The following is a 19,578-nucleotide window of genomic DNA, read 5'->3' as shown; positions in this document are numbered from 1 at the left end:
TGATATGAAGCCCTCCATTCTGGTCACCCGCGCAATCTTCCCCGATGTCATCGAACGGCTCGCGCAGTACTTTGACGTCGATGACAACCAGGAGGACCTGGTGCTCGACAGCGCCGCACTGCGAGACCGACTGGCGGGTAAGGCGGGTGTTCTGGCCAACGCTGCGGACCGGATCGACGACGAGCTGGTGGGGGCTTTGCCGCAGTTGCGCGCCGTATGCAACATGGCGGTCGGCTACAACAACCTCGACCTGTCTGCGCTGACTGCAGCCGGCATCGTCGCGACCAACACACCTGACGTGCTGACGGAAACCACCGCGGACTTCGGCTGGGCCCTGCTGATGGCAACGGCGCGTCGCGTGACCGAAGGGGAGCACTATCTTCGGGCCGGCAAATGGGAGCGCTGGAGCTACGACATGCTGGTCGGCATGGACGTCCAAGGCAGCACGCTGGGTATCCTCGGCATGGGGCGTATCGGCCAGGGGCTGGCGCGACGCGCGGCAGGCTTCGACATGCAGGTGCTTTATCACAACCGGAGCCAGTTGCCGGGCGATGTCGAGCGTTCGCTCAATGCGCGATATGTGAGCAAGGCGGAACTGTTGCAGCAGTCCGATCACCTTATCTTGGTGCTGCCCTATAGCGCCGAAAGCCATCATGCCATCGGCGCAGCGGAAATCGCGCAGATGAAGCCGACCGCGACGCTGATCAATCTCGCGCGCGGTGGCATCGTCGACGACGCCGCGCTTGCGGCGGCACTGCGCGCGCGCAAGATCTTCGCCGCGGGTCTTGATGTGTTCGACGGCGAGCCGAGCGTGCATCCGGATTTGTTGACCGTGCCGAACATCGTGCTGACGCCTCATATCGCCAGCGCTTCCGAGAAGACGCGCCGCGCCATGGCCAACCTGGCCGCGGACAATCTGATCGCCGCGCTGGACGTGGGTCCGCAGGCCGGGAAACCGCCGACTGTCGTCAATCCTGAAGTGATGGCGCATCGTCGCTGATTGCCGGGCTGCCCGAGACATGTCACTGGTTCCCATCCTGACCCTCGCGACCGCCGTGGTGGCGGTACTGCTGCTACTGGTGCTGGTCTGGCGCACGCAGGGCAAATCCGCTGGCGCGGACCTGCAACCATTGCTCGGCGAGTTGCGTGACGACGTGCGCGAGGATACCGCGCGTGGCCTGGAGCGGCTCGAGCGCGAAGTGCGCACGGAGATCGCCGAAAGCGCGCGCGCCAATCGCGGTGAAGCCGGTCAGCAGATGTTGCGATTCCAGCAGACGCTGTCGACGCATCTGACGAGCATCGCGACGGTACAGCAACAGCAGCTTGCGCAGATGTCGGAAGCCAATGAGCGGCGTCTGGTGGAGGTGCGTACGACGCTGGAGCAGAAGCTGCGCGACATCGAGGCCAACAATGCCGCCAAGCTTGAGGAAATGCGTCGCACCGTGGACGAGAAGCTCCACGCCACGCTGGAGCAGCGGCTCGGTGAATCGTTCAAGCTGGTGTCCGATCGTCTGGAGCAGGTCCATCGTGGACTCGGCGAGATGCAGGTGCTGGCGCAGGGCGTAGGTGACCTCAAGCGCGTACTGACCAATGTGAAGTCGCGCGGCACATGGGGAGAGGTTCAGCTTGAGATGCTGCTCGAGCAAATACTCACTCCGGATCAGTACGCCAAGAATGTCGAAACGGTCCGCAGTTCTGGCGCGCGCGTCGAATTTGCCATCCGTCTGCCTGGGCGAGAGTTGGAGAGTGGGGCAGTGTGGCTGCCGATCGACGCCAAGTTCCCGAAGGAGCAATACGAGCGCCTGATCGACGCCCAGGACCGGGGCGATGTGGACGGGGTGAACAGTGCGAGCCGTGAACTCGAGGTCGCGGTGCGGCGCGAAGCCCAGACGATCGCGGAGAAGTATCTGTCGCCTCCCGCAACGACGGACTTTGCGATTCTGTTCCTGCCTACCGAAGGGCTATATGCCGAGGTGCTGCGGCGCCCGGGACTCACAGACCTGCTGCAGCGCGACTATCGAGTGACTGTGGCTGGCCCAACGACGCTGACCGCGTTGCTCAACAGTTTGCAGATGGGTTTCCGCACGCTTGCATTGGAGAAGCGATCGAGCGAAGTCTGGGAGGTGCTCGGCGCCGTGAAAACCGAGTTCGGCAAATTCGGTGAAGTCCTCGCCAAGACGCGTGACACGCTGGTACGTGCGGCTCGGAATATCGAACAGGCCGAAGTCCGTACCCGGCAAATGGAACGCAAGCTGCGTACCGTCGAGGCGTTACCTGGAGATTTGGCGGAACAGCTACTGGGAACAGGCGAGAAGCCCTCAGTGGATGCCGACGCTGCGGAGCAGGGGCAGGCAGAAGGCCTGTAGTCGCTCAGATTCCGACGCGATCTCGGAGCGTCCACAAGGCTGCAGATCAGCCGCCGGAGGATGGCGGCAAAAGACACAGCAATCGCCTATGGCACGTCCAGCTTCTTGTGGCGCTGCGAGGAACCGGTGCAGCGCCCGTGTGACAGCCGAAACAGCTTACTGACGATCTTCGGGCGTCAATTCGCGCACGTGCACTTCGATGCCGCCGAAGCGGGCAGCCACCCAGTTGTATGCCTTGCAACCGAGCCATAGCAGGCCGAATCCGATCAACGCGTTGAGGATCAGGGCCGTGAAGACGGTGATGCCGGGCAGGTCGCCATAGCGAATGAAGGCGACGAACAGGCCCATGGCGACGATCGGTACGGAAAAGCACAGGTAGACCAGCACCAGCGCGCGAGCGGTCTTGACAGGGTGGAGGTACGCGATCTCCTGGTTCATGACGACAGACACAATATTCGGGGATTCGGATTTTCGTGCTGCAAGTGTAGCGATTGGGGCTTGCGACGCCTAGTCTGCCCCTCTTGTGGATGGGCAATTCGGATGGCGGGGCGCGGCTTTTGCCGCCGAATGCGGCACAAAAACGACACCCTCGCAGGACTTCGCCGTACCGCTGCGCTCAGATCAATCCGTCGAAAAGCATGATTTCGACGCTTTCCCCAGCTTCCACAGTGCCTTGTTCATGCGCGAGCACGATAAAGCAGTTGGCTTCGCTCATGGACCGCAGCACCCCTGAGCCCTGCTGGCCTGTGACGCGGACTTCCAGCGTGCCATCGGCGCCGGGGGCGAGAATGCCTCGCTGGTATTCGGTACGGCCCGGCTTCTTGCGAATGGTTCCGGCACTGCGCACACGCATCAGCGGGAGTGGGGCGACCTTGGCACCCATCAGTCGATGCAACGCCGCGCGCACGAAATGGTAGAACGTGACCATCACGGCCACCGGATTGCCTGGCAGTCCGAACAACAGTGCCTCGCGGCCATTCGACGTGATGCGTCCAAATGCCATCGGGCGGCCGGGGCGCATCGCGATCTTCCAGAAGGTGACGTCGCCCAGTTGCGCCATGATCTGCTTGGTGTAGTCCGCTTCTCCAACAGAAACGCCGCCTGACGTGATGATCGCGTCGGCATTCTCGCAAGCGCTGCGGAACGCGGCTTCCAGTGCTTCCGGATCGTCCCGGACCACGCCCATATCGATCAGGTCGACATTGAGGCGGCGCAGCATACCGTGCAGCGTGTAGCGATTCGAGTCATAGACGCAGCCCGGGTCCAGTGCCTCACCGATCGAGCGGAGCTCGTCGCCGGTGGAGAAGAAGGCCACGCGCAGGCGGCGGCGCACTTTGACTTCGGCCACGCCAAGCGAGGCCAGCAGGCCGATATCCGCTGGCTGAAGGATGCGGCCCGCGGCAAGCGCGGCCTGCCCGTTGGCCAGATCCTCGCCACGCAGCCGGCGGTTGTCGCCGGCGCGCACGGCATCAGCCGCAAAACGGATCTGGTTGCCACCGGCCTGGATCTCAACGAACTCCTGAGGCACCACCGTATCGCAACCGTCGGGCATGACCGCGCCGGTCATGATGCGCACGGCTTGCCCCGGGCCTGCCGGGCTACCAAGCGCATTGCCGGCGTAGGCCGTGCCGATGACCTGAAGCACCACGTCGCTCCCGGCGTCGGCCAGCGCCGCGCTGCTGAACGCGTAGCCGTCCATCGCGGAATTGTCATGCGCCGGCACGTCGATCGACGAGATCACATCCTCGGCCAGCACGCGATCGAGTGCGGTGCGGATCGCCAGTTGTTCGATGCCGCCAACAGGCTCGATCACATCGCCAATGATGGCGTTGGCCTTCGCCACGGGCAGGGCGGAGGGGTCGTAGTCTGACAGGCAGGAGATGACGGATTGAAGCGAAGGCATGGCGTAGTCTCGTGGCGCGCCTGACAGTCTGAACAGAGACAGTGGACGGCGCGCGTGTACTCGGAAGGCGAGGTCTTGAGCGTAGGCTGGAAGTCTAACCCGCGCGCTTCTCGCTTTCGTGCATGTGCAGTTCGTCGAGCGTGTTGATATTGGCGAAGGCCGCGGCATCGTCGAACGGCACTTCCACCAACCGATGGCTGGCCGCCCAGGTCTCGATCTTGCGGCCGCCACCGTTCAGATAGGCGACCAGACTGTCGATGGCCGATGCCGGCATCAGACAGAACACGGGCTGGGTCTGGCGGCGGCCGTCGGCGTCGATCGTGACCGGAATCGCCAGTTCGGCGTCCTCGGTCTCGATGGCCTGGGCCAGTCGTTGCACCAGATCCGTGGGCAGGAATGGCGAATCGCAAGGCGCCGTCACCATCCAGCCGGTCTGGCATTGCTCGAGCCCTGCCAGCATGCCGGCCAGGGGGCCTGCGAAGTCGGGCACGGAATCAGTAACGACCGGCACGCCGAAAGATTCATAGGCGGCAAGGTTGCGATTGGCGTTGATCAGCATCGCGCCGGTCTGCGCGGACAGGCGCATCAGCGTATGCATGGCCATCGGCACGCCGCGTAGCGGTTGCAGGCCCTTGTCCGTGCCGCCCATGCGGCTGCCTCGGCCGCCGGCCAGGATCAGGCCGGTTATGTCGTCGCGTGAAATCATGGATCTCGAGGAATGGGGCGCGGCGCCCGGAAGGGCATCACCCGCCGATATAGGACATCTCGATCTTGCGCTCGGCGCGTGCCGCGCGAATTGCCGGATCGCTGCGCTGTTCGGAATAGTTGTCGGTACGGCCTTGCCAGACCTGGGCAATCGCGTTGGCGATCTCCAGGTCACTGTGCCCACCGCGCAGCAGGGCGCGCAGGTCGTAGCCCTCGGTGGCGAACAGGCACAGATAGAGCCGACCTTCGGTCGACAGCCGGATGCGGCTGCAGTCTCCGCAGAAGGCCTGCGTGACGCTCGAAATCACGCCGATCTCGCCGCCGCCATCCCGGTAGCGCCATCGCTCTGCGGTCTCGCCCGAGTAATTGGCGGCCACAGCGTCCAGCGGAAACACTTCGTCGATCCGGCGCACGACTTCGGCCGACGGAAGGACTTCGCCCATCTGCCAGTGGTTGCTGGCGCCCACGTCCATGAACTCGATGAAGCGCATGATGATGCCGCTGCCGCGGAAGTGGCGCGCCAACGGCACGATTTCGCCGTCGTTGGTGCCACGCTTGACCACCATGTTGACCTTGATCGGCGCCAGCCCGACGGCTTGCGCCACTTCGATGCCGTGGAGCACGTCGCGCACGGCATAGTCGACGTCGTTCATCTTGCGGAAGATCGCGTCATCAATGGCATCGAGACTGACGCTGACGCGGGACAGGCCCGCGTCGCGCAACGACTGCGCCTTGCGCGCGAGCAGCGATGCGTTGGTGGTCAGCGTCAGGTCCAGCGGCTTGCCCGATACGGTTTCGATGCGCGCGAGCATTTCCACGAGTCGCTCGATGTTCTTGCGCAGTAGCGGCTCGCCGCCGGTCAGACGAATCTTCTCTACACCCTGCGAGACGAAAATGCGCGCGGTGCGTTCGATCTCTTCGAAGCTCAGCAACTCGGAGTGGGGAAGGAACGTGTAGTCCTTGTCGAACACTTCCTTCGGCATGCAGTACACGCAGCGGAAGTTGCAGCGGTCAGTGACCGAGATACGCAGGTCATGCAGTGGCCGGCCGCGCGTATCGGCAACGAGTCCGTTCGGCGCAACCAGGTGCGAAGGAATGCTCGGCACCATCGAATGGTATCGATGGTCGCGCAGGTCGAGAATGGGGATGACGGTATCGGTCATGGCCAGGGTGAGGACGGAGGCTCTTCGGCGCGCGGGCGCCCGGGAGGCCTTTCTGTCAGCCATTCTAGCCGAGCGGCATCGGGCATCGTGGATGACATTATTGCCATAGGGTCACAGTTTGCCCGAGGCAGCTGCAATACAGCTTGCGGCATTGCAGCAAGTCAATCAATCCGCAAACAAAAAAAGGGGACGGCTTCTGGCCGTCCCCTTTCCCCTTGCCGGCGCGCGGTCAGCGCGCGAGGCAATTACTGCTGTTGCTGCTGTTGCTGTGCAGCGGCTTGCTGTACGCCACCGGTCTCGACCAGAACCATCGGGCCTTCCGGCAGCGGCGGTAGCGGCTTGCGCTCACGCGGCACGCGCGGCGCCGGCACGATCTGCGAAGCGGCTTCCTGTGCGGCGCGGTGCTTGTCGCCGTCCGTACGGACCCACTCCAGGCCAGCCGCAGCCAGCATCGGCTCCAGGTTCTCGGCGCTTGGCGCGGCGGTCACCGGCGTTGCGGCCGATACGACTGCCACGGTTTCCACCACGGCTGCAACCGGGGCTACAACCGGGGCTGCAACCGGGGCTGCAACCGGGGCCGGGGCGACGTCCGGCGTGACGATGACAGGTTCCGAAATCACCGGAGCAGCTGCCACGGGAGCGGCTACCACCGGCGCCGTCTCGACCGGAGCGGGCGTCACTACCGGCGCCGCTTGCGGCTCGGCAACGGCTGCGAAGACGGGCTCGGATGCCACCGGGGCCACCGGAGCGACCGGTGCTGCTGGGGCCACTTCCGCCGGCGTCACCGCCACGGCCGTTTCGACAGCCTTGACGCTTTCAACGGCCTCGGCAACAGCGGGCTGGAAGCCAGCCGACTCAGATTCCGATTCCGTCACGCCTGCGCTGACTTCGGCCAGATTGGCTTCGTCGCCGTCAATACCTTCGGCATTTTGCGCAGTGTCATCACGGTCGCGGCGATAGCGGTTGCGGCCGCGACGATTGCGGCGGCGGCGTTCTTCGCCTTCACCGGTCTCGGCACCTTCCACACCAGCCGGCAGTTCCGTGGTGCCTGCTTCCGTGGTCACGGCGACCATTGCGGTGGCTGCGGCGACCGGCGCTACCTGGACGGCGCCGACGGCCAGCTGCGGCGCGTCGGTGTTCAGTGCCTCGTCGGTCTCGCGGGCCTCATGGCGTTCGCGTTGGCGTTCACGCTGACGCTCGCGACGTTCCTGGCTGCGCTCGCGGCGGCCTTCCTGGCGTGCCTCGGCACGTTCCGGCTGGGCGATTGCCGGGGTGGCCTGGCCTTCGCGAGGTGCGCGTGCCGGGCGTTCGCCACGTTGCTCACGTTGTTCGCGCTGCTCACGTTGTTCGCCGCGTTGCTGCTCGCTGCGTTCACCACGCTGGCCACGGCCCTGACGGTCACCGCGCTGTTCTCCACGCTCGCCACGCTGGCCACGGCCCTCGCGACCTTCACGGCCTTCGCGTCCCTCACGGCCTTCACCACGGCCTTCGCCGCGCTGACCACGCTCGCGGCGGCCTTCACCACCGCGCGACGGGGTTTCGGCTGCCGGCTTTGCCGGTGCCTCGGGCGGCGTGGCCGGCTTGGCGCCGAACAGGCCCTTGAACCAGGCGATGAAACCGCCGCTGGCCACCGGCTGGGTTGCCGGTGCAGGGCGCGCCGCAGGTGCCTCCGGGCGCACGCGCTCGGGGCGCGGCACCGAAACCGGTGCCGGCGCGTCGGGCGTGATGCCCTTGACGGCCGCTTCCTGACGCGGGCGCGCTTCTTCCTTCTTGCGGCTGCTGTAGCTCGTGTCGGCCTCGAGTTCCTTGGCGGCAGCCTCGGCCATACGGTAGCTGGCAGTCGACTCTTCCAGGCGCGGATCGTCGTGGCGCAGGCGCTCGAGCTTGTAATGCGGCGTTTCGAGGTGCTTGTTCGGGATCAGCAGCACGTTGACCTTGAAGCGCAGCTCGATCAGGTTGATCTCCTGGCGCTTCTCGTTCAGCAGGAAAGCGGCCACTTCCACCGGCACCTGGCAGTGGATGGCGGCCGTGTTTTCCTTCATCGCCTCTTCCTGGATGATGCGCAGCACCTGCAGGGCGGACGATTCGGTATCGCGAATGTGGCCCGTGCCGTTGCAGCGCGGGCAGGTGATATGCGAGCCTTCGGACAGGGACGGACGCAGGCGCTGGCGCGACAGCTCCATCAGGCCGAAACGGCTGATCTTGCCCATCTGCACGCGGGCGCGGTCGTGGCGCAGCGCATCCTTCAGGCGCGTTTCCACATCCTTCTGGGCCTTGCCGGACTCCATGTCGATGAAGTCGATCACGATCAGGCCGCCAAGGTCGCGCAGGCGCAGCTGGCGGGCGATTTCGTCTGCCGCTTCCAGGTTGGTGCGCAGCGCGGTTTCCTCGATGTCCGCACCCTTGGTGGCGCGGGCCGAGTTCACGTCGACGGAAACGAGGGCTTCGGTGTGGTCGATTACGATGGCGCCACCCGACGGCAGCATCACCATGCGGGAGTAGGCCGATTCGATCTGGTGCTCGATCTGGAAGCGCGAGAAGAGCGGCACGTCGTCGCGGTACTTCTTCACGCGACTCATGTTGTCCGGCATGACCACGCTCATGAAGGCGCGGGCCTGCTCATAGATCTCGTCGGTATCGATCAGGATTTCGCCGATATCGGGCTGGAAGTAGTCGCGGATCGCGCGGATCACGAGGCTGGATTCCAGATAGATCAGCAACGGGGCCTTGTTGTCGCCGGCGGCGCCGTCGATGGCCTTCCACAGTTGCAGCAGGTAGTTCAGGTCCCACTGCAGTTCTTCGGCGGCACGGCCGATACCGGCGGTGCGCGCGATGATGCTCATGCCTTCCGGCACCTGGAGCTGCGCCATCGTTTCACGCAGTTCCTGACGGTCTTCGCCCTCGATGCGGCGCGAAACGCCACCGCCACGCGGGTTGTTCGGCATCAGCACCAGGTAGCGGCCGGCCAGCGAGATGAACGTGGTCAGGGCTGCGCCCTTGTTGCCGCGCTCTTCCTTTTCGACCTGGACGATCAGTTCCTGGCCTTCGTGCAGGGCGTCCTGGATACGTGCGTTGCGCACGTCCACGCCGTCCTTGAAGAAGGCGCGTGCCACTTCCTTGAACGGCAGGAAGCCATGGCGCTCTTCGCCGTAGTTGACGAAGCACGCTTCCAGCGAGGGTTCGATCCGGGTGATGACACCCTTGTAGATGTTGCCTTTGCGCTGTTCGCGCCCGGCGGTTTCGATGTCGATGTCGATCAGTTTCTGACCATCGACGATGGCGACGCGCAGCTCTTCCTGTTGCGTCGCGTTAAACAGCATGCGTTTCATCGCAATACCTCACTCCAGTGTCGCGGGTGCCAAATGTCATGAATCGGCCATGCCCGCAACGGTCCAGGGAGCACGCGAGGAAAGTGAGCGAGGGCGGGAGAATTGCCAAAGACGCCAGCGCGCACGAAAGCGCGGCCGGCTGGGCGCGGGTGAAAGGAGAAGCTGTCGGCGAATTGGCCGTCCCTGTGGACGGGCAGTCAGTTGGGTCGGGGGAGCAATGCATTATTGCTCCTGATACAGCGACCTCTGGCGGATACCGGCTGGCCGGGGGCGGGAGGACGTGTACGCCGTGCCGTCGGCACAGGCTTTCGTTTCCTCTCGCAGCCGGGCCGGGGTGGCCAAGACGCGTCAAAGAGCAAGTTATCCGGACGCGGCGTGCGCATGCCGATACCAATCCGACCCGTGTGCTGGCGGGCGCGCCACTGCTTCTTGGCGTTCTGCGTCAGGGCGCCAGACAATCCGGGGTGTTATGAACCACGCCGGATCGCGGCCGATTTGCAGGTCGGTTGGCAGGCTGGCCTGCCGGGCCGGCACCGATTCCCGGTGCGGGCGGTCTTCTCTCACCGATGCGGATGCCCAATGGCGAGCATCCACATTGAATTCTTTTCTACCTGAACACTCAGTTTCCACGTGTCGACCGGTTCGATGCCGAAGTTACCTCTGGGCAACTTCCTGCGTGCCGGCGCGGCGCGTGCGTGCTGCTGATTGCCACCATTTGCCTGTCCGGCGCTTGCGGGGTACGCAATAAGCGGGGGACGGGCCGGGTCGATGGCAACCCGAAGTGTAAAATGCGAAATCTTGCGCGGATACTGGTGGGACTACCCAATTCAATCTGTTGGATGTCCCGCATGTTCCTGCCCGATGCGCCGCGAAAAAATGGCTGGCAAATCCGGGCAGGTTTTCAGGGCTCGCGCCAAACCTCGCTTACACAGGTCGTGCGTTTCCGGTCTTTGGCCGGTAACGGCCGGGAAATTATATTGAAAATGAATGAGTTACGCCATCAAATTGCAACGGAGCCGCAATCGCGCCCCAGCGGGCTCCAGGTGGCGTACGTGACCGTCGACGAAAGTTCGGAAGGGCAGCGCATCGACAACTTCCTGTTGAAGGTGGCCAAGGGCGTGCCCAAAAGCCACATTTATCGCGTGCTGCGCTCAGGCGAAGTGCGCGTCAACAAAGGTCGGGTCGACGCCACTTACCGGTTGCAGAACGGAGATGTGGTGCGTATCCCGCCGATGCGCGTGGCGGAGAAGGCTGCTACGGCCAGTGGTTTCGTCCCCGCAGGCGAGTTTCCTGTGCTTTTCGAGGATGCCGCGCTGCTCGTGATCGACAAGCCGGCCGGCGTGGCCGTGCATGGCGGGTCTGGGGTGGCCTTCGGGGTGATCGAGCAACTACGCCGCGCCAGGCCGGAGGCGAAGTTCCTCGAACTGGTCCATCGGCTCGATCGGGAAACGTCCGGAATCTTGGTGCTGGCGAAGAAGCGTTCCGCGCTGGTGCACCTGCACGAGCAGATTCGTGGCAACGGCATGGACAAGCGGTATTTCGCCTGCGTGGCGGGCGAGTTTCCGAACACGCGCCAGCATGTGAAGCTACCTCTATATAAATACAGCACGCCGGACGGCGAACGCCGCGTGCGTGTGCAGGCGGACGGGTTGGCGTCACATACGGTCTTCAATCGCATGGAGGCCTTCGACGGCTACACGTTGCTGGAGGCCGAACTGAAGACCGGACGGACGCACCAGATTCGCGTGCATCTGCAATCGATTGGCTTCCCGATCGTTGGTGATGATAAATATGGCGATTTTGCGCTCAATAAGGCGCTTTCCCGCAGCGGCGCCAAGCCGGGACTGAAACGCATGTTCCTGCATGCGCACCGGCTCACGCTGACACATCCGGCCACCGGCGCGCCGATGACGGTCTCCGCGCCATTGCCTGCCGAGTGTGTTGAATTTCTGCAACAATTGCGGCAGGGGCGGCCAGCGCGCGACGCGGACTGATCCGCACGCACCATCGTTGTTAGCGCCCACACACTTACAGCATCCAACAAGGACCGCAATGGCCAGGCAGCGCTTCGACCTGATCGTCTTCGACTGGGATGGAACCCTGATGGACTCCACCCCGACCATCGCCAAATGCATACAGCTCGCCAGCCGTGATCTGGGACTACCAGTGCCGGATGACAGCGCGGCCAGCCATGTGATCGGACTCGGCCTGAAAGATGCGCTGTCGTATGCCGTGCCGACGCTCGATCCCGCCGACTATCCGCGTCTGGCGGAACGCTACCGCTATCACTTCCTGACGCGTGACGCCGAACTGGTGCTGTTCCCGGGCGTGCTCGACATGCTCGAGGCGCTTCACGCCGAGCATTACTTCCTGGGCGTGGCCACCGGCAAGACCCGAGTCGGACTCGAACGCGCTCTGGCGGCAACTGGCATCGGCAAGCTGTTCGATGCCACGCGCTGCGCCGATGAGACGTTCTCGAAGCCGCATCCGGCCATGCTTCACGAACTGACGCGCGAACTTGGCCAGGATATCGCTCGGACCGTGATGATCGGCGACACGACCCACGACCTGCAGATGGCCATCAACGCTGGCGCGCAGGGGCTAGGGGTCTCCTACGGCGCGCATCCGGTGGAATCGCTGCGCGAGATGTCGCCCGTGCATTGCGCAACATCGATTGCCGACCTGCAGGCCTGGCTGCTTGCTCATGCCTGAAGCATCGCTGGAACCGCGACGCCTTTGCGCGGCAGAGGAACTGGTAGACGGCGGCGCAGGCGTGCGCTTTGCCGTGCGTGTCAATACGCGGGAGATCGGCGCGTTCGTTGTGCGATACGACGGTGCCGCGCATGGCTATCTGAATCAGTGCGCACATGTGCCGATGGAACTGGACTGGCAGGAAGGCCAGTTTTTCGATAGTGCGGGCTTATACTTGATGTGCGCTACACATGGCGCGACCTACGCGCCGGACACCGGCTTGTGCGTGGGTGGCCCGTGCAAGGGGGCCACGCTCGCCAAGCTCCGGATCGAGGAGCGCGAGGGCGCGGTCTTCTGGTTGCCTGAACCCCCATTTTTCCCGCTCGACGCCGCGTAAGGCGGAGCGGGGACGTCATCTGACTTTATCGAGTCCATTCGCATGACAGAACAGCAAAATCCGCCGAACGAACCGGGTCAACCTCAAGATCGCGCAGGCGACGACAGCAAGCTGGAGACGGCAAAGCACGCCGAATTCCCGCTGGAGCGCGAACTGCGGGCTGGCGACGACGCGGCCAAGCGCGAAGCTGACGAGCGTCGCGCCCGCCTGGCAGGCAAGGGCGGTCCCGTTGGGGGCAGCAGTGGCGGCAGTGGTAGTGGTAGCGGTAGCGGTGGCTGGGAGCGCGACGTGCTCGAAAAGGTGCTGATGGCCTCCCTGCGCGAGCAGCGCTCGGCGCGACGCTGGAAGATCTTCTTCCGCTTTCTTACCCTCGGCATCGTTGCGCTGATTCTCTACGCCGTGATCGACTTCAAGGGGGATGTGCTGAGTTCGACGAGCGGTCGCCATACCGCCATGGTCACGCTCGACGGCGAAATCGCCGCCGGCACCGCGGCCAGCGCGGACTCGATCAACGCGGCGCTTCAGGCGGCCTTCGAGGACACGTCGGCGGCTGGCGTGATCCTGAAGATCAACTCGCCAGGTGGCTCGCCGGTACAGGCCGGCATCATCAACGATGAGATCCACCGCCTGCGCAAGCTGTACCCGGACAAGCCGTTCTACGTGGTAGTCGAGGAAATCTGCGCATCGGGCGGCTATTACGTGGCTGCCGCGGCCGACAAGATCTATGTCGACAAGGCCAGTATCGTGGGGTCGATCGGCGTGCTGATGGATGGCTTCGGCTTTACGGGCCTGATGGACAAGGTCGGCGTCCAGCGCCGCCTGTACACGTCCGGCGCCAACAAGGGCATGCTCGATCCGTTCTCGCCGGAAGTGCCGCGCCAGAAGGGCTACGCGGAGTCCATGCTCAAGGAGATCCACCAGCAGTTCATCGACGTGGTGAAGGAAGGTCGCGGCGATCGGCTCAAGAACGATCCCGAGCTGTTCTCCGGGCTCTTCTGGTCGGGTGAGCGCGCTGTGGAGCTGGGGCTGGCCGATGGCCTGGGTAGCGCGGACTATGTGGCCCGGGACCTCTTCAAGGCCGAGGACATTGTCGACTACACGGTCAAGGAGAACATCGCTGAACGCATGGCCAAGCGCTTCGGCGCGGCTGCTGGATCGGCGGCGATGAAGTTGATGATGATGAGTGCGACCGTGCCTACGGTGCGGTAATCGGCGCGATGCGCCATGCAAAAGCCCCCGATTTCGGGGGCTTTTGTTTTTGTCTTACTGCGCCAGCAGCGAGAAGATCGCGGGGCGCTTGTGCAGGTCGAGCCGGTCGGGGCGCCATGCCGAAATCGGCAGCGTGACGATGGCTTCGGTCGGGAGTGTCAGGTCGACTGCAATCGACAGCAGTGTGGTACCAGAGCAGTGTTGGCGCAGCGCCTCGAGCAGCGCACCGTTGCGGTAGGGCGTTTCGATCCACACCTGCGTCTGATGCGCCTTGCGCGAGCGCTGTTCGAGGTCGCGCAGCTTCTGCGCGCGGACATCGGCGTCGACGGGCAGGTATCCGTTGAACGCGAAGCTCTGGCCGTTCAGACCCGAGCCCATCACGGCGAGCAGGATCGAGCTGGGCCCGACCAGCGGGCGCACGGTGATGCCGCGCGTATGCGCCAGCCGCACCAGGTCCGCGCCGGGGTCGGCCACGGCCGGTACGCCAGCCTCGGAGAGCAGCCCGCCATCGCGGCCCGCAGCAATCGGGTCAAGCAAGGCCGCCAGTGTGTCCGGGCGGGTATTGACGTTCAACTCGCGGATCTCGATCTGCTGGATCGGCTGCGCGAGCGGGGTCGTTTCGCTGAGCTTTTTCAGGAATGCGCGTGCGGTCTTGGCATTCTCGGCGACGAGGTAGTCGAGCCGCGCCGCGATCTGCTGGACGCCCGCTGGGATCACGTCCATCACGGGGTCGAATTCGTCGCGCTCGCCCAGCGTGTTGGGAATCAGGAACAGGTTACCGGCCATCGGTCAGGCTCCGAAGCATGGATAGCCGACGTGACGCAGCATCCCGGTGAGCGCGATCAGCGGCAGGCCGATCAGCGCGGTCGGATCGTCGGATTCGACGCGCTCGAGCAGCATGATGCCCAGTCCTTCGACCTTGGCGCTGCCGGCGCAGTCATAGGGCGTCTCGAGTCGCAGATAGGCGTCGAGTTCGGCATCGGAAAGGTCGCGGAAAGTGGTGCGTGTCTGGATATCGGCGACCTGGGCCTCGCCGGTGCGCCCATCGAGCAGGCACAGTGCGGAATGGAAGGTGACCGTTCTTCCGCGCATCAACTGGAGCTGCGCCAGCGCCTTGGCATGGGTGCCGGGTTTGCCAATCTGCTGGTCGTCGAGCGTGCAGACCTGGTCGGAGCCGATCACCAGGGCGCCGGCGTGACGCACGGCAATCGCTTCCGCCTTGAGGCGGGACAGGCGCAGTGCAGTCGCAGCAGGACGTTCATCGGCCAGGGGCGTTTCGTCGATATCCGGCGTGGCAACCTCGAACGGGATGCGCAGGCGCGACAGCAATTCGCGCCGGTAGGGGGAGCTCGACCCGAGAATCAAGGCAGGGCGGGTGTCGGAAGACATATTGTTAACAGAGAGCAGAGAGGCAGAAGCTGTGGTGAGCGGCGTACAGCTTGTATACTTTGACCGCTTCGGGTTTTTCAACGTATAATCGCGCGTTTAGCTGCACAGGCACGCACGTTGCTGGGATTTGTGTGGCAGACAAGGCATTTTGAGCGATTCAGCCCGTATGAGTCAGCTAACCCAGCCCGTGGCGTCCGCCGGGGCATTCGATCTGCGCGAAACCGATCTCTTCGCCTTCTGCCGTAAGGGCAGCAATGCAGCGGGGGATGTGGCCACGCGCGATTTGCCGCGCATCTTAGCCGAGACGGCCGCTGATGCGCCAGCTTCGGCGCCGGACGAGACATTCCACTATATGGTGGCAGGTTCCGTCCGCGATGAGGCGGTGGAGCCCGGCGCGCCGGTCGTGCAGCGACTGTTTCTCGATGTGGCGGTCAATGGACGTGTCTGGCTGGATTGCCAGCGGTGTCTCGGCGTGTACGCCGAGCCGATCGCCACGAAAATGTGCTTTGAAGTGGTGGTCAGTGAAGCGGCCGCCGAAGCGGCGCCAATGGATGACGACGAAACCGATGTCATTGTCGGTTCGAAGAAATTCTCGGTGCTGGAACTGATTGAAGACGAGGTGCTGTTGGCATTGCCTACAGCGCCGAAGCACGCGGTCTGTCCGTCGGTGCACGAGTCGCTCGTGACCGGCGCGGACGGCGAGGTGGAGCCAGAGGCGCCACCTGAGGAAGAAAAGCGGCCGTCGCCCTTCGCGGCGCTGGCCAGCCTGAAGACGAAGCATTGACGCCGCAGACGCGGCACGGCAAGCGTCTTTTTGGTAGCAGTTGAAGCATCCGGCCGGGCCCCGGCTACGCCTTGCGCAGGATGCGTGTGTTAATATCGCAAAATTCTCGAAGGAGTCATCATGGCTGTTCAACAGAACAAGAAGTCGCCGTCCAAGCGCGGCATGCATCGCTCGCACGACCATCTGTCGGTCGCGCCGCTGGCTGTCGAGCCGACCACCGGCGAAACCCACCTGCGTCACCACGTGAGCCCGAACGGCTACTATCGTGGTCGCAAGGTCATCAAGACCAAGAACGACTGACCAGGTCGTCTGGCGTGACCCAGTGTCCCGCTCGCGCACGTTGTCAGGTGTAAAACAGGAAAGCGGCAAGCTCGTTGCCGCTTTTTTGTTGGGCGCTCGGCTCCCGCACCGCAACGTATTCGCGCGTCCGGCTGATTGCGTCCCCGCAGCCCCAGGCGACGGGTGCCGGCGCGCTTACCGTATCAGGAAATAATGACGATCAAGCTCGCTATCGACTGCATGGGCGGCGATCACGGCGTATCCGTGACGGTGCCGGCGGCGATCAGTTTTCTTTCCAGTCACGACGACGCCGAGATGGTCCTGGTCGGCTTGCCCGACGCCATCGGTGCGCAGCTCAAGAAGCTGCATGCAACGGATCATCCGCGTGTGACCGTCGTGCCGGCAACCGAAGTCATCACCATGGATGACCCGGTGGAAGTGGCGCTGCGCAAGAAGAAGAATTCTTCGATGCGCGTGGCCGTCACGCAGGTCAAGGAAGGCAAGGCCGATGCCTGCATCTCCGCCGGCAACACCGGCGCGCTGATGGCGGTGTCGCGTTATGTGCTCAAAACGCTCGAAGGTATCGAGCGCCCGGCCATCGCCACCACGATTCCCAATGAACAAGGCTGGGGCACCACGGTGCTCGACCTCGGCGCGAATGCCGACTGCGAGCCCGGACACCTGCTGCAGTTCGCGCGTATGGCCGATGCCATGGTGTCGGTGGTGGATCACAAGGAGCACCCGACCGTCGGGCTGCTCAATATCGGCGAAGAAGTGATCAAGGGCAACGAGGTGGTCAAGGCCGCCGGCGAGTTGCTGCGCGCTTCCGAGCTAAACTTCTACGGCAACGTGGAAGGCAATGACATCTTCAAGGGTACGACCGATATCGTCGTTTGTGACGGTTTCGTCGGCAATGTGGCGCTCAAGAGCACAGAGGGCCTCGCGAAGATGATCGGCAGTATGATCAAGGAAGAATTCACGCGTTCGTGGTTCACGAAGCTGCTGGCGGTGGTGGCCATGCCGGTGCTGTCGCGCCTGGCGCGACGGCTCGATCCGGCCCGCTATAACGGCGCTTCCCTGCTGGGCCTGCGTGGGCTCGTGATCAAGAGCCACGGCTCGGCCGATGCCCATTCTTTTGAGTGGGCCATCAAACGCGGGTATGATGCCGCCAGAAATGGCGTCATCGAACGCATAGCAAGGGCATTCGCTCACAAGTCAGGTGCCGGTGGCGCCGCGACGGGCAGCCCGGAGACAGACGCACCGAACCCACATCCCGATTCTCGCGCCGCTTGAGGCCGCTCGCCCGCTGCGGCGGGCAGCCTGCGCGACCGCGCACAGGGCGGCCCGGTGAGCATCACGATCCGACACGACATGACCAAGTACGCAAAAATCATCGGTACAGGGAGCTACCTGCCTCCTCGGCGCGTCACGAACGCCGACCTGGCGGCTCAGCTTGCCGAGAAGGGCATCGAGACCAGCGACGAGTGGATCGTCTCGCGCAGCGGTATCTCGGCGCGTTACTGGGCCGAGCCCGACGTCACGTCGAGCGACCTGGCCGTCAAGGCGGCCGAACGGGCGATCGAGGCGGCCGGTATCGACCGCCAGGACATCGACCTGATCATCGTCGCCACGTCCACCCCTGACTACGTTTTCCCGAGCGCCGCTTGCCTCGTGCAGCAGAAGCTTGGCATCACCAACCAATGCGCGGCATTCGATCTGCAGGCCGTTTGCTCCGGCTTTGTCTATGCGCTGGCCACGGCGGACAAGTTCATCCGCAGCGGCTCGCACAAGAATGTGCTCGTGATCGGTTCCGAGGTGTTTTCGCGCATTCTGGACTTCAACGATCGCACCACCTGCGTGCTATTTGGCGATGGCGCCGGTGCGGTGGTCCTGACCGCGTCCGATGAGCCGGGCATCCTGTCCACGGCCATGCATTCGGACGGTAGCCACGTGGGCATCCTTTGCGTGCCGGGCAATGTGTCCGGTGGCGCGATCACCGGCAATGCGTTCCTGCATATGGACGGACAAGCTGTGTTCAAGCTGGCTGTGACCGTGCTCGACAAGGTCGCGCGCGAAGCCATCACGGCGGCCGAGATGCAGGCCGACGAGATCGATTGGCTGATCCCGCACCAGGCCAACATCCGCATCATGCAGGGCACGGCCAAGAAGCTCGGCCTGCCGAGCGATCGCATGATTGCCACCGTGCATGAACACGGCAATACCTCCGCCGCTTCGATTCCGCTGGCGCTCGACGTCGCGGTACGCGATGGCCGCATCAAGCCCGGGCAGACCGTGCTGATGGAGGGTGTGGGTGGCGGCTTTACCTGGGGCGCGGTGCTGCTGCGCATGTAAGATGCGGCCGGCGCGCGGCGCGTAGAACGCGGTGCGCCAGTCGACAAGATGAATTGCTAGGACTGGATTTCAGATGAAATTCGCATTTGTTTTCCCCGGACAGGGTTCGCAGTCGGTCGGCATGCTCAATGCCTTTGCCGATAACCCGGTGGTGCGCGCCACGCTTGAAGAGGCTTCGACGGCGCTGGGCCAGGACATCGGCAAGCTGATTGCGGAAGGTCCGGCCGAAGAGCTGAACCTGACGACCAACACGCAGCCCGTGATGCTGACGGCCGCAGTGGCCGTCTACCGCGCATGGCTCGACGCCGGTGGTCCGGCTCCGGCACTGGTTGCGGGCCATAGCCTGGGCGAGTACTCGGCGCTGGTGGCCGCAGGGGTGATCCCGTTTGCCGAGGCGGTGCCGCTGGTTCGCTTCCGTGCCCAGGCGATGCAGGAAGCCGTGCCGGTGGGCGAGGGCGGCATGGCCGCGATCCTTGGCCTGTCGGACGATGACGTGCGCGCCGCGTGCGCCGAGGCTGCGGCGGCAGGCGCCGGCGTAGTCGAGGCTGTCAATTTCAATGCCCCGTCGCAGGTGGTGATCGCCGGCAACAAGGGCGCCGTGGAAAAGGCCTGCGAGATTGCCAAGGCGAAGGGCGCCAAGCGCGCGCTGCCGCTGCCGGTGTCCGCTCCGTTCCACTCGTCGCTGCTCAAGCCCGCCTCGGATCGCCTGCGCGACCGCATGGCTGGCCTGTCGTTCTCGGCACCGGCCATTCCGCTGGTGAACAATGTCGACGTGGCGATCATCAATGATCCGGCTCAGATCAAGGACGCGCTTGTTCGTCAGGCAGCCGCTCCGGTACGCTGGGTAGAGTGCGTGCAGAAGATGGCCGCAGAAGGCGTGACACACGTGATCGAGTGCGGTCCGGGTAAAGTGCTGGCCGGTATGACCAAGCGCATCGACGGCAACCTCGTTGGTGGTGCAATCTTTGATCCGGCGTCGCTGCAGGATACGCTGGCGCTGCTGAAGTAAGA

18 protein-coding genes are annotated in these 19,578 nt (G+C 64.1%); 11 read left to right on the top strand and 7 right to left on the bottom strand.

Going from position 1 to position 19,578, the window contains the following annotated elements; translation table 11 throughout:
* Nucleotides 1-4: 4 nt before the first annotated feature.
* Together B2246_RS21030 and B2246_RS21025 are read left to right on the top strand one after the other, a co-directional pair.
* Nucleotides 5-1,000 carry a 2-hydroxyacid dehydrogenase gene (locus tag B2246_RS21030; RefSeq protein WP_008648400.1) on the top strand — a complete coding sequence of 332 codons (996 nt, stop codon included), beginning with the start codon at nt 5-7 and terminating at the stop codon, nt 998-1,000.
* Between the two features lie 19 nt (nt 1,001-1,019).
* On the top strand, nt 1,020-2,366 hold the full coding sequence (locus tag B2246_RS21025) for a DNA recombination protein RmuC (protein ID WP_008648398.1): 1,347 nt from the start codon (nt 1,020-1,022) through the stop codon (nt 2,364-2,366).
* Nucleotides 2,367-2,522: 156 nt separating this feature from the next.
* On the opposite strand, the gene B2246_RS21020 is transcribed toward B2246_RS21025, so the two are convergent.
* The 5 genes from B2246_RS21020 to B2246_RS21000 form a co-directional block, all read right to left on the bottom strand.
* A complete protein-coding gene (locus B2246_RS21020; protein WP_008648396.1) occupies nt 2,523-2,804 on the bottom strand; it encodes a hypothetical protein in 282 nt (93 codons plus the stop codon).
* Nucleotides 2,805-2,982: 178 nt separating this feature from the next.
* A complete protein-coding gene (gene glp, locus B2246_RS21015) occupies nt 2,983-4,269 on the bottom strand; it encodes a gephyrin-like molybdotransferase Glp (RefSeq protein WP_008648395.1) in 1,287 nt (428 codons plus the stop codon).
* A 94-nt stretch (nt 4,270-4,363) separates the two neighbouring features.
* Nucleotides 4,364-4,975, bottom strand: coding sequence for a molybdenum cofactor guanylyltransferase MobA (gene mobA, locus B2246_RS21010; protein ID WP_008648393.1), 612 nt, complete (start codon nt 4,973-4,975; stop codon nt 4,364-4,366).
* 37 nt (nt 4,976-5,012) lie between these two features.
* Nucleotides 5,013-6,137 carry a GTP 3',8-cyclase MoaA gene (gene moaA, locus B2246_RS21005; protein WP_008648392.1) on the bottom strand — a complete coding sequence of 375 codons (1,125 nt, stop codon included), beginning with the start codon at nt 6,135-6,137 and terminating at the stop codon, nt 5,013-5,015.
* A 245-nt stretch (nt 6,138-6,382) separates the two neighbouring features.
* A complete protein-coding gene (locus B2246_RS21000) occupies nt 6,383-9,466 on the bottom strand; it encodes an Rne/Rng family ribonuclease (protein WP_286881718.1) in 3,084 nt (1,027 codons plus the stop codon).
* A gap of 983 nt (nt 9,467-10,449) precedes the next feature.
* On the opposite strand from B2246_RS21000, the gene B2246_RS20995 reads away from it, so the two are divergent.
* From B2246_RS20995 to B2246_RS20980, 4 genes are read left to right on the top strand one after another with little or no spacing between them, the layout of a single operon-like run.
* Nucleotides 10,450-11,460 (top strand): RluA family pseudouridine synthase, encoded by a 1,011-nt coding sequence (locus B2246_RS20995; RefSeq protein ID WP_035884885.1) that lies wholly within the window; start codon nt 10,450-10,452, stop codon nt 11,458-11,460.
* Nucleotides 11,461-11,518: 58 nt separating this feature from the next.
* Nucleotides 11,519-12,178 carry an HAD-IA family hydrolase gene (locus B2246_RS20990; RefSeq protein ID WP_286881717.1) on the top strand — a complete coding sequence of 220 codons (660 nt, stop codon included), beginning with the start codon at nt 11,519-11,521 and terminating at the stop codon, nt 12,176-12,178.
* Nucleotides 12,171-12,554, top strand: coding sequence for a Rieske (2Fe-2S) protein (locus tag B2246_RS20985; RefSeq protein WP_035884887.1), 384 nt, complete (start codon nt 12,171-12,173; stop codon nt 12,552-12,554). The genes B2246_RS20990 and B2246_RS20985 overlap by 8 nt, the downstream gene beginning before the upstream one ends.
* A gap of 42 nt (nt 12,555-12,596) precedes the next feature.
* Nucleotides 12,597-13,763 carry a S49 family peptidase gene (locus B2246_RS20980; protein ID WP_186424931.1) on the top strand — a complete coding sequence of 389 codons (1,167 nt, stop codon included), beginning with the start codon at nt 12,597-12,599 and terminating at the stop codon, nt 13,761-13,763.
* A 54-nt stretch (nt 13,764-13,817) separates the two neighbouring features.
* Here the strand turns inward: B2246_RS20980 and B2246_RS20975 are convergent, their stop codons facing one another.
* Nucleotides 13,818-14,549, bottom strand: a complete 732-nt coding sequence (locus tag B2246_RS20975) for an SAM-dependent methyltransferase (protein WP_286881716.1) — start codon at nt 14,547-14,549, stop codon at nt 13,818-13,820.
* Between the two features lie 3 nt (nt 14,550-14,552).
* Nucleotides 14,553-15,152, bottom strand: coding sequence for a Maf-like protein (locus B2246_RS20970; RefSeq protein WP_035884890.1), 600 nt, complete (start codon nt 15,150-15,152; stop codon nt 14,553-14,555).
* A 166-nt stretch (nt 15,153-15,318) separates the two neighbouring features.
* On the opposite strand from B2246_RS20970, the gene B2246_RS20965 reads away from it, so the two are divergent.
* The 5 genes from B2246_RS20965 to fabD all read left to right on the top strand — a co-directional run bounded on the left by B2246_RS20965 (nt 15,319) and on the right by fabD (nt 19,576).
* Nucleotides 15,319-15,936, top strand: a complete 618-nt coding sequence (locus B2246_RS20965; protein ID WP_008644821.1) for a DUF177 domain-containing protein — start codon at nt 15,319-15,321, stop codon at nt 15,934-15,936.
* Between the two features lie 120 nt (nt 15,937-16,056).
* On the top strand, nt 16,057-16,236 hold the full coding sequence (gene rpmF, locus B2246_RS20960) for a 50S ribosomal protein L32 (RefSeq protein ID WP_008644820.1): 180 nt from the start codon (nt 16,057-16,059) through the stop codon (nt 16,234-16,236).
* A 192-nt stretch (nt 16,237-16,428) separates the two neighbouring features.
* Complete coding sequence (gene plsX / locus B2246_RS20955) at nt 16,429-17,508, top strand: phosphate acyltransferase PlsX (RefSeq protein ID WP_286881715.1); 1,080 nt, start codon at nt 16,429-16,431, stop codon at nt 17,506-17,508.
* 78 nt (nt 17,509-17,586) lie between these two features.
* Nucleotides 17,587-18,567 (top strand): beta-ketoacyl-ACP synthase III, encoded by a 981-nt coding sequence (locus B2246_RS20950; RefSeq protein ID WP_035884891.1) that lies wholly within the window; start codon nt 17,587-17,589, stop codon nt 18,565-18,567.
* Nucleotides 18,568-18,640: 73 nt separating this feature from the next.
* Complete coding sequence (fabD, locus tag B2246_RS20945) at nt 18,641-19,576, top strand: ACP S-malonyltransferase (RefSeq protein WP_035884892.1); 936 nt, start codon at nt 18,641-18,643, stop codon at nt 19,574-19,576.
* Nucleotides 19,577-19,578 lie beyond the last annotated feature (2 nt).

Source organism: Cupriavidus sp. UBA2010, from assembly GCF_002335265.1.
GTDB lineage: Bacteria > Pseudomonadota > Gammaproteobacteria > Burkholderiales > Burkholderiaceae > Cupriavidus > Cupriavidus metallidurans.
Note: the sequence above shows the minus strand (reverse complement) of the source record. Positions and strands in the feature narration are given on the sequence as shown.

What these genes read in the sequence shown, in the direction of transcription:
- rpmF (WP_008644820.1), top strand. Translation starts at nt 16,057, where the DNA reads ATGGCTGTTCAACAGAACAAGAAGTCGCCGTCCAAGCGCGGCATGCAT.
- B2246_RS20990 (WP_286881717.1), top strand. Translation starts at nt 11,519, where the DNA reads ATGGCCAGGCAGCGCTTCGACCTGATCGTCTTCGACTGGGATGGAACC.
- B2246_RS21020 (WP_008648396.1), bottom strand. Translation starts at nt 2,804, where the DNA reads ATGAACCAGGAGATCGCGTACCTCCACCCTGTCAAGACCGCTCGCGCG.
- fabD (WP_035884892.1), top strand. Translation starts at nt 18,641, where the DNA reads ATGAAATTCGCATTTGTTTTCCCCGGACAGGGTTCGCAGTCGGTCGGC.
- B2246_RS20965 (WP_008644821.1), top strand. Translation starts at nt 15,319, where the DNA reads ATGAGTCAGCTAACCCAGCCCGTGGCGTCCGCCGGGGCATTCGATCTG.
- B2246_RS20995 (WP_035884885.1), top strand. Translation starts at nt 10,450, where the DNA reads ATGAATGAGTTACGCCATCAAATTGCAACGGAGCCGCAATCGCGCCCC.
- B2246_RS20950 (WP_035884891.1), top strand. Translation starts at nt 17,587, where the DNA reads ATGACCAAGTACGCAAAAATCATCGGTACAGGGAGCTACCTGCCTCCT.
- B2246_RS21030 (WP_008648400.1), top strand. Translation starts at nt 5, where the DNA reads ATGAAGCCCTCCATTCTGGTCACCCGCGCAATCTTCCCCGATGTCATC.
- mobA (WP_008648393.1), bottom strand. Translation starts at nt 4,975, where the DNA reads ATGATTTCACGCGACGACATAACCGGCCTGATCCTGGCCGGCGGCCGA.
- glp (WP_008648395.1), bottom strand. Translation starts at nt 4,269, where the DNA reads ATGCCTTCGCTTCAATCCGTCATCTCCTGCCTGTCAGACTACGACCCC.
- B2246_RS20980 (WP_186424931.1), top strand. Translation starts at nt 12,597, where the DNA reads ATGACAGAACAGCAAAATCCGCCGAACGAACCGGGTCAACCTCAAGAT.
- B2246_RS20970 (WP_035884890.1), bottom strand. Translation starts at nt 15,152, where the DNA reads ATGTCTTCCGACACCCGCCCTGCCTTGATTCTCGGGTCGAGCTCCCCC.
- B2246_RS20985 (WP_035884887.1), top strand. Translation starts at nt 12,171, where the DNA reads ATGCCTGAAGCATCGCTGGAACCGCGACGCCTTTGCGCGGCAGAGGAA.
- B2246_RS21000 (WP_286881718.1), bottom strand. Translation starts at nt 9,466, where the DNA reads ATGAAACGCATGCTGTTTAACGCGACGCAACAGGAAGAGCTGCGCGTC.
- moaA (WP_008648392.1), bottom strand. Translation starts at nt 6,137, where the DNA reads ATGACCGATACCGTCATCCCCATTCTCGACCTGCGCGACCATCGATAC.
- B2246_RS20975 (WP_286881716.1), bottom strand. Translation starts at nt 14,549, where the DNA reads ATGGCCGGTAACCTGTTCCTGATTCCCAACACGCTGGGCGAGCGCGAC.
- plsX (WP_286881715.1), top strand. Translation starts at nt 16,429, where the DNA reads ATGACGATCAAGCTCGCTATCGACTGCATGGGCGGCGATCACGGCGTA.
- B2246_RS21025 (WP_008648398.1), top strand. Translation starts at nt 1,020, where the DNA reads ATGTCACTGGTTCCCATCCTGACCCTCGCGACCGCCGTGGTGGCGGTA.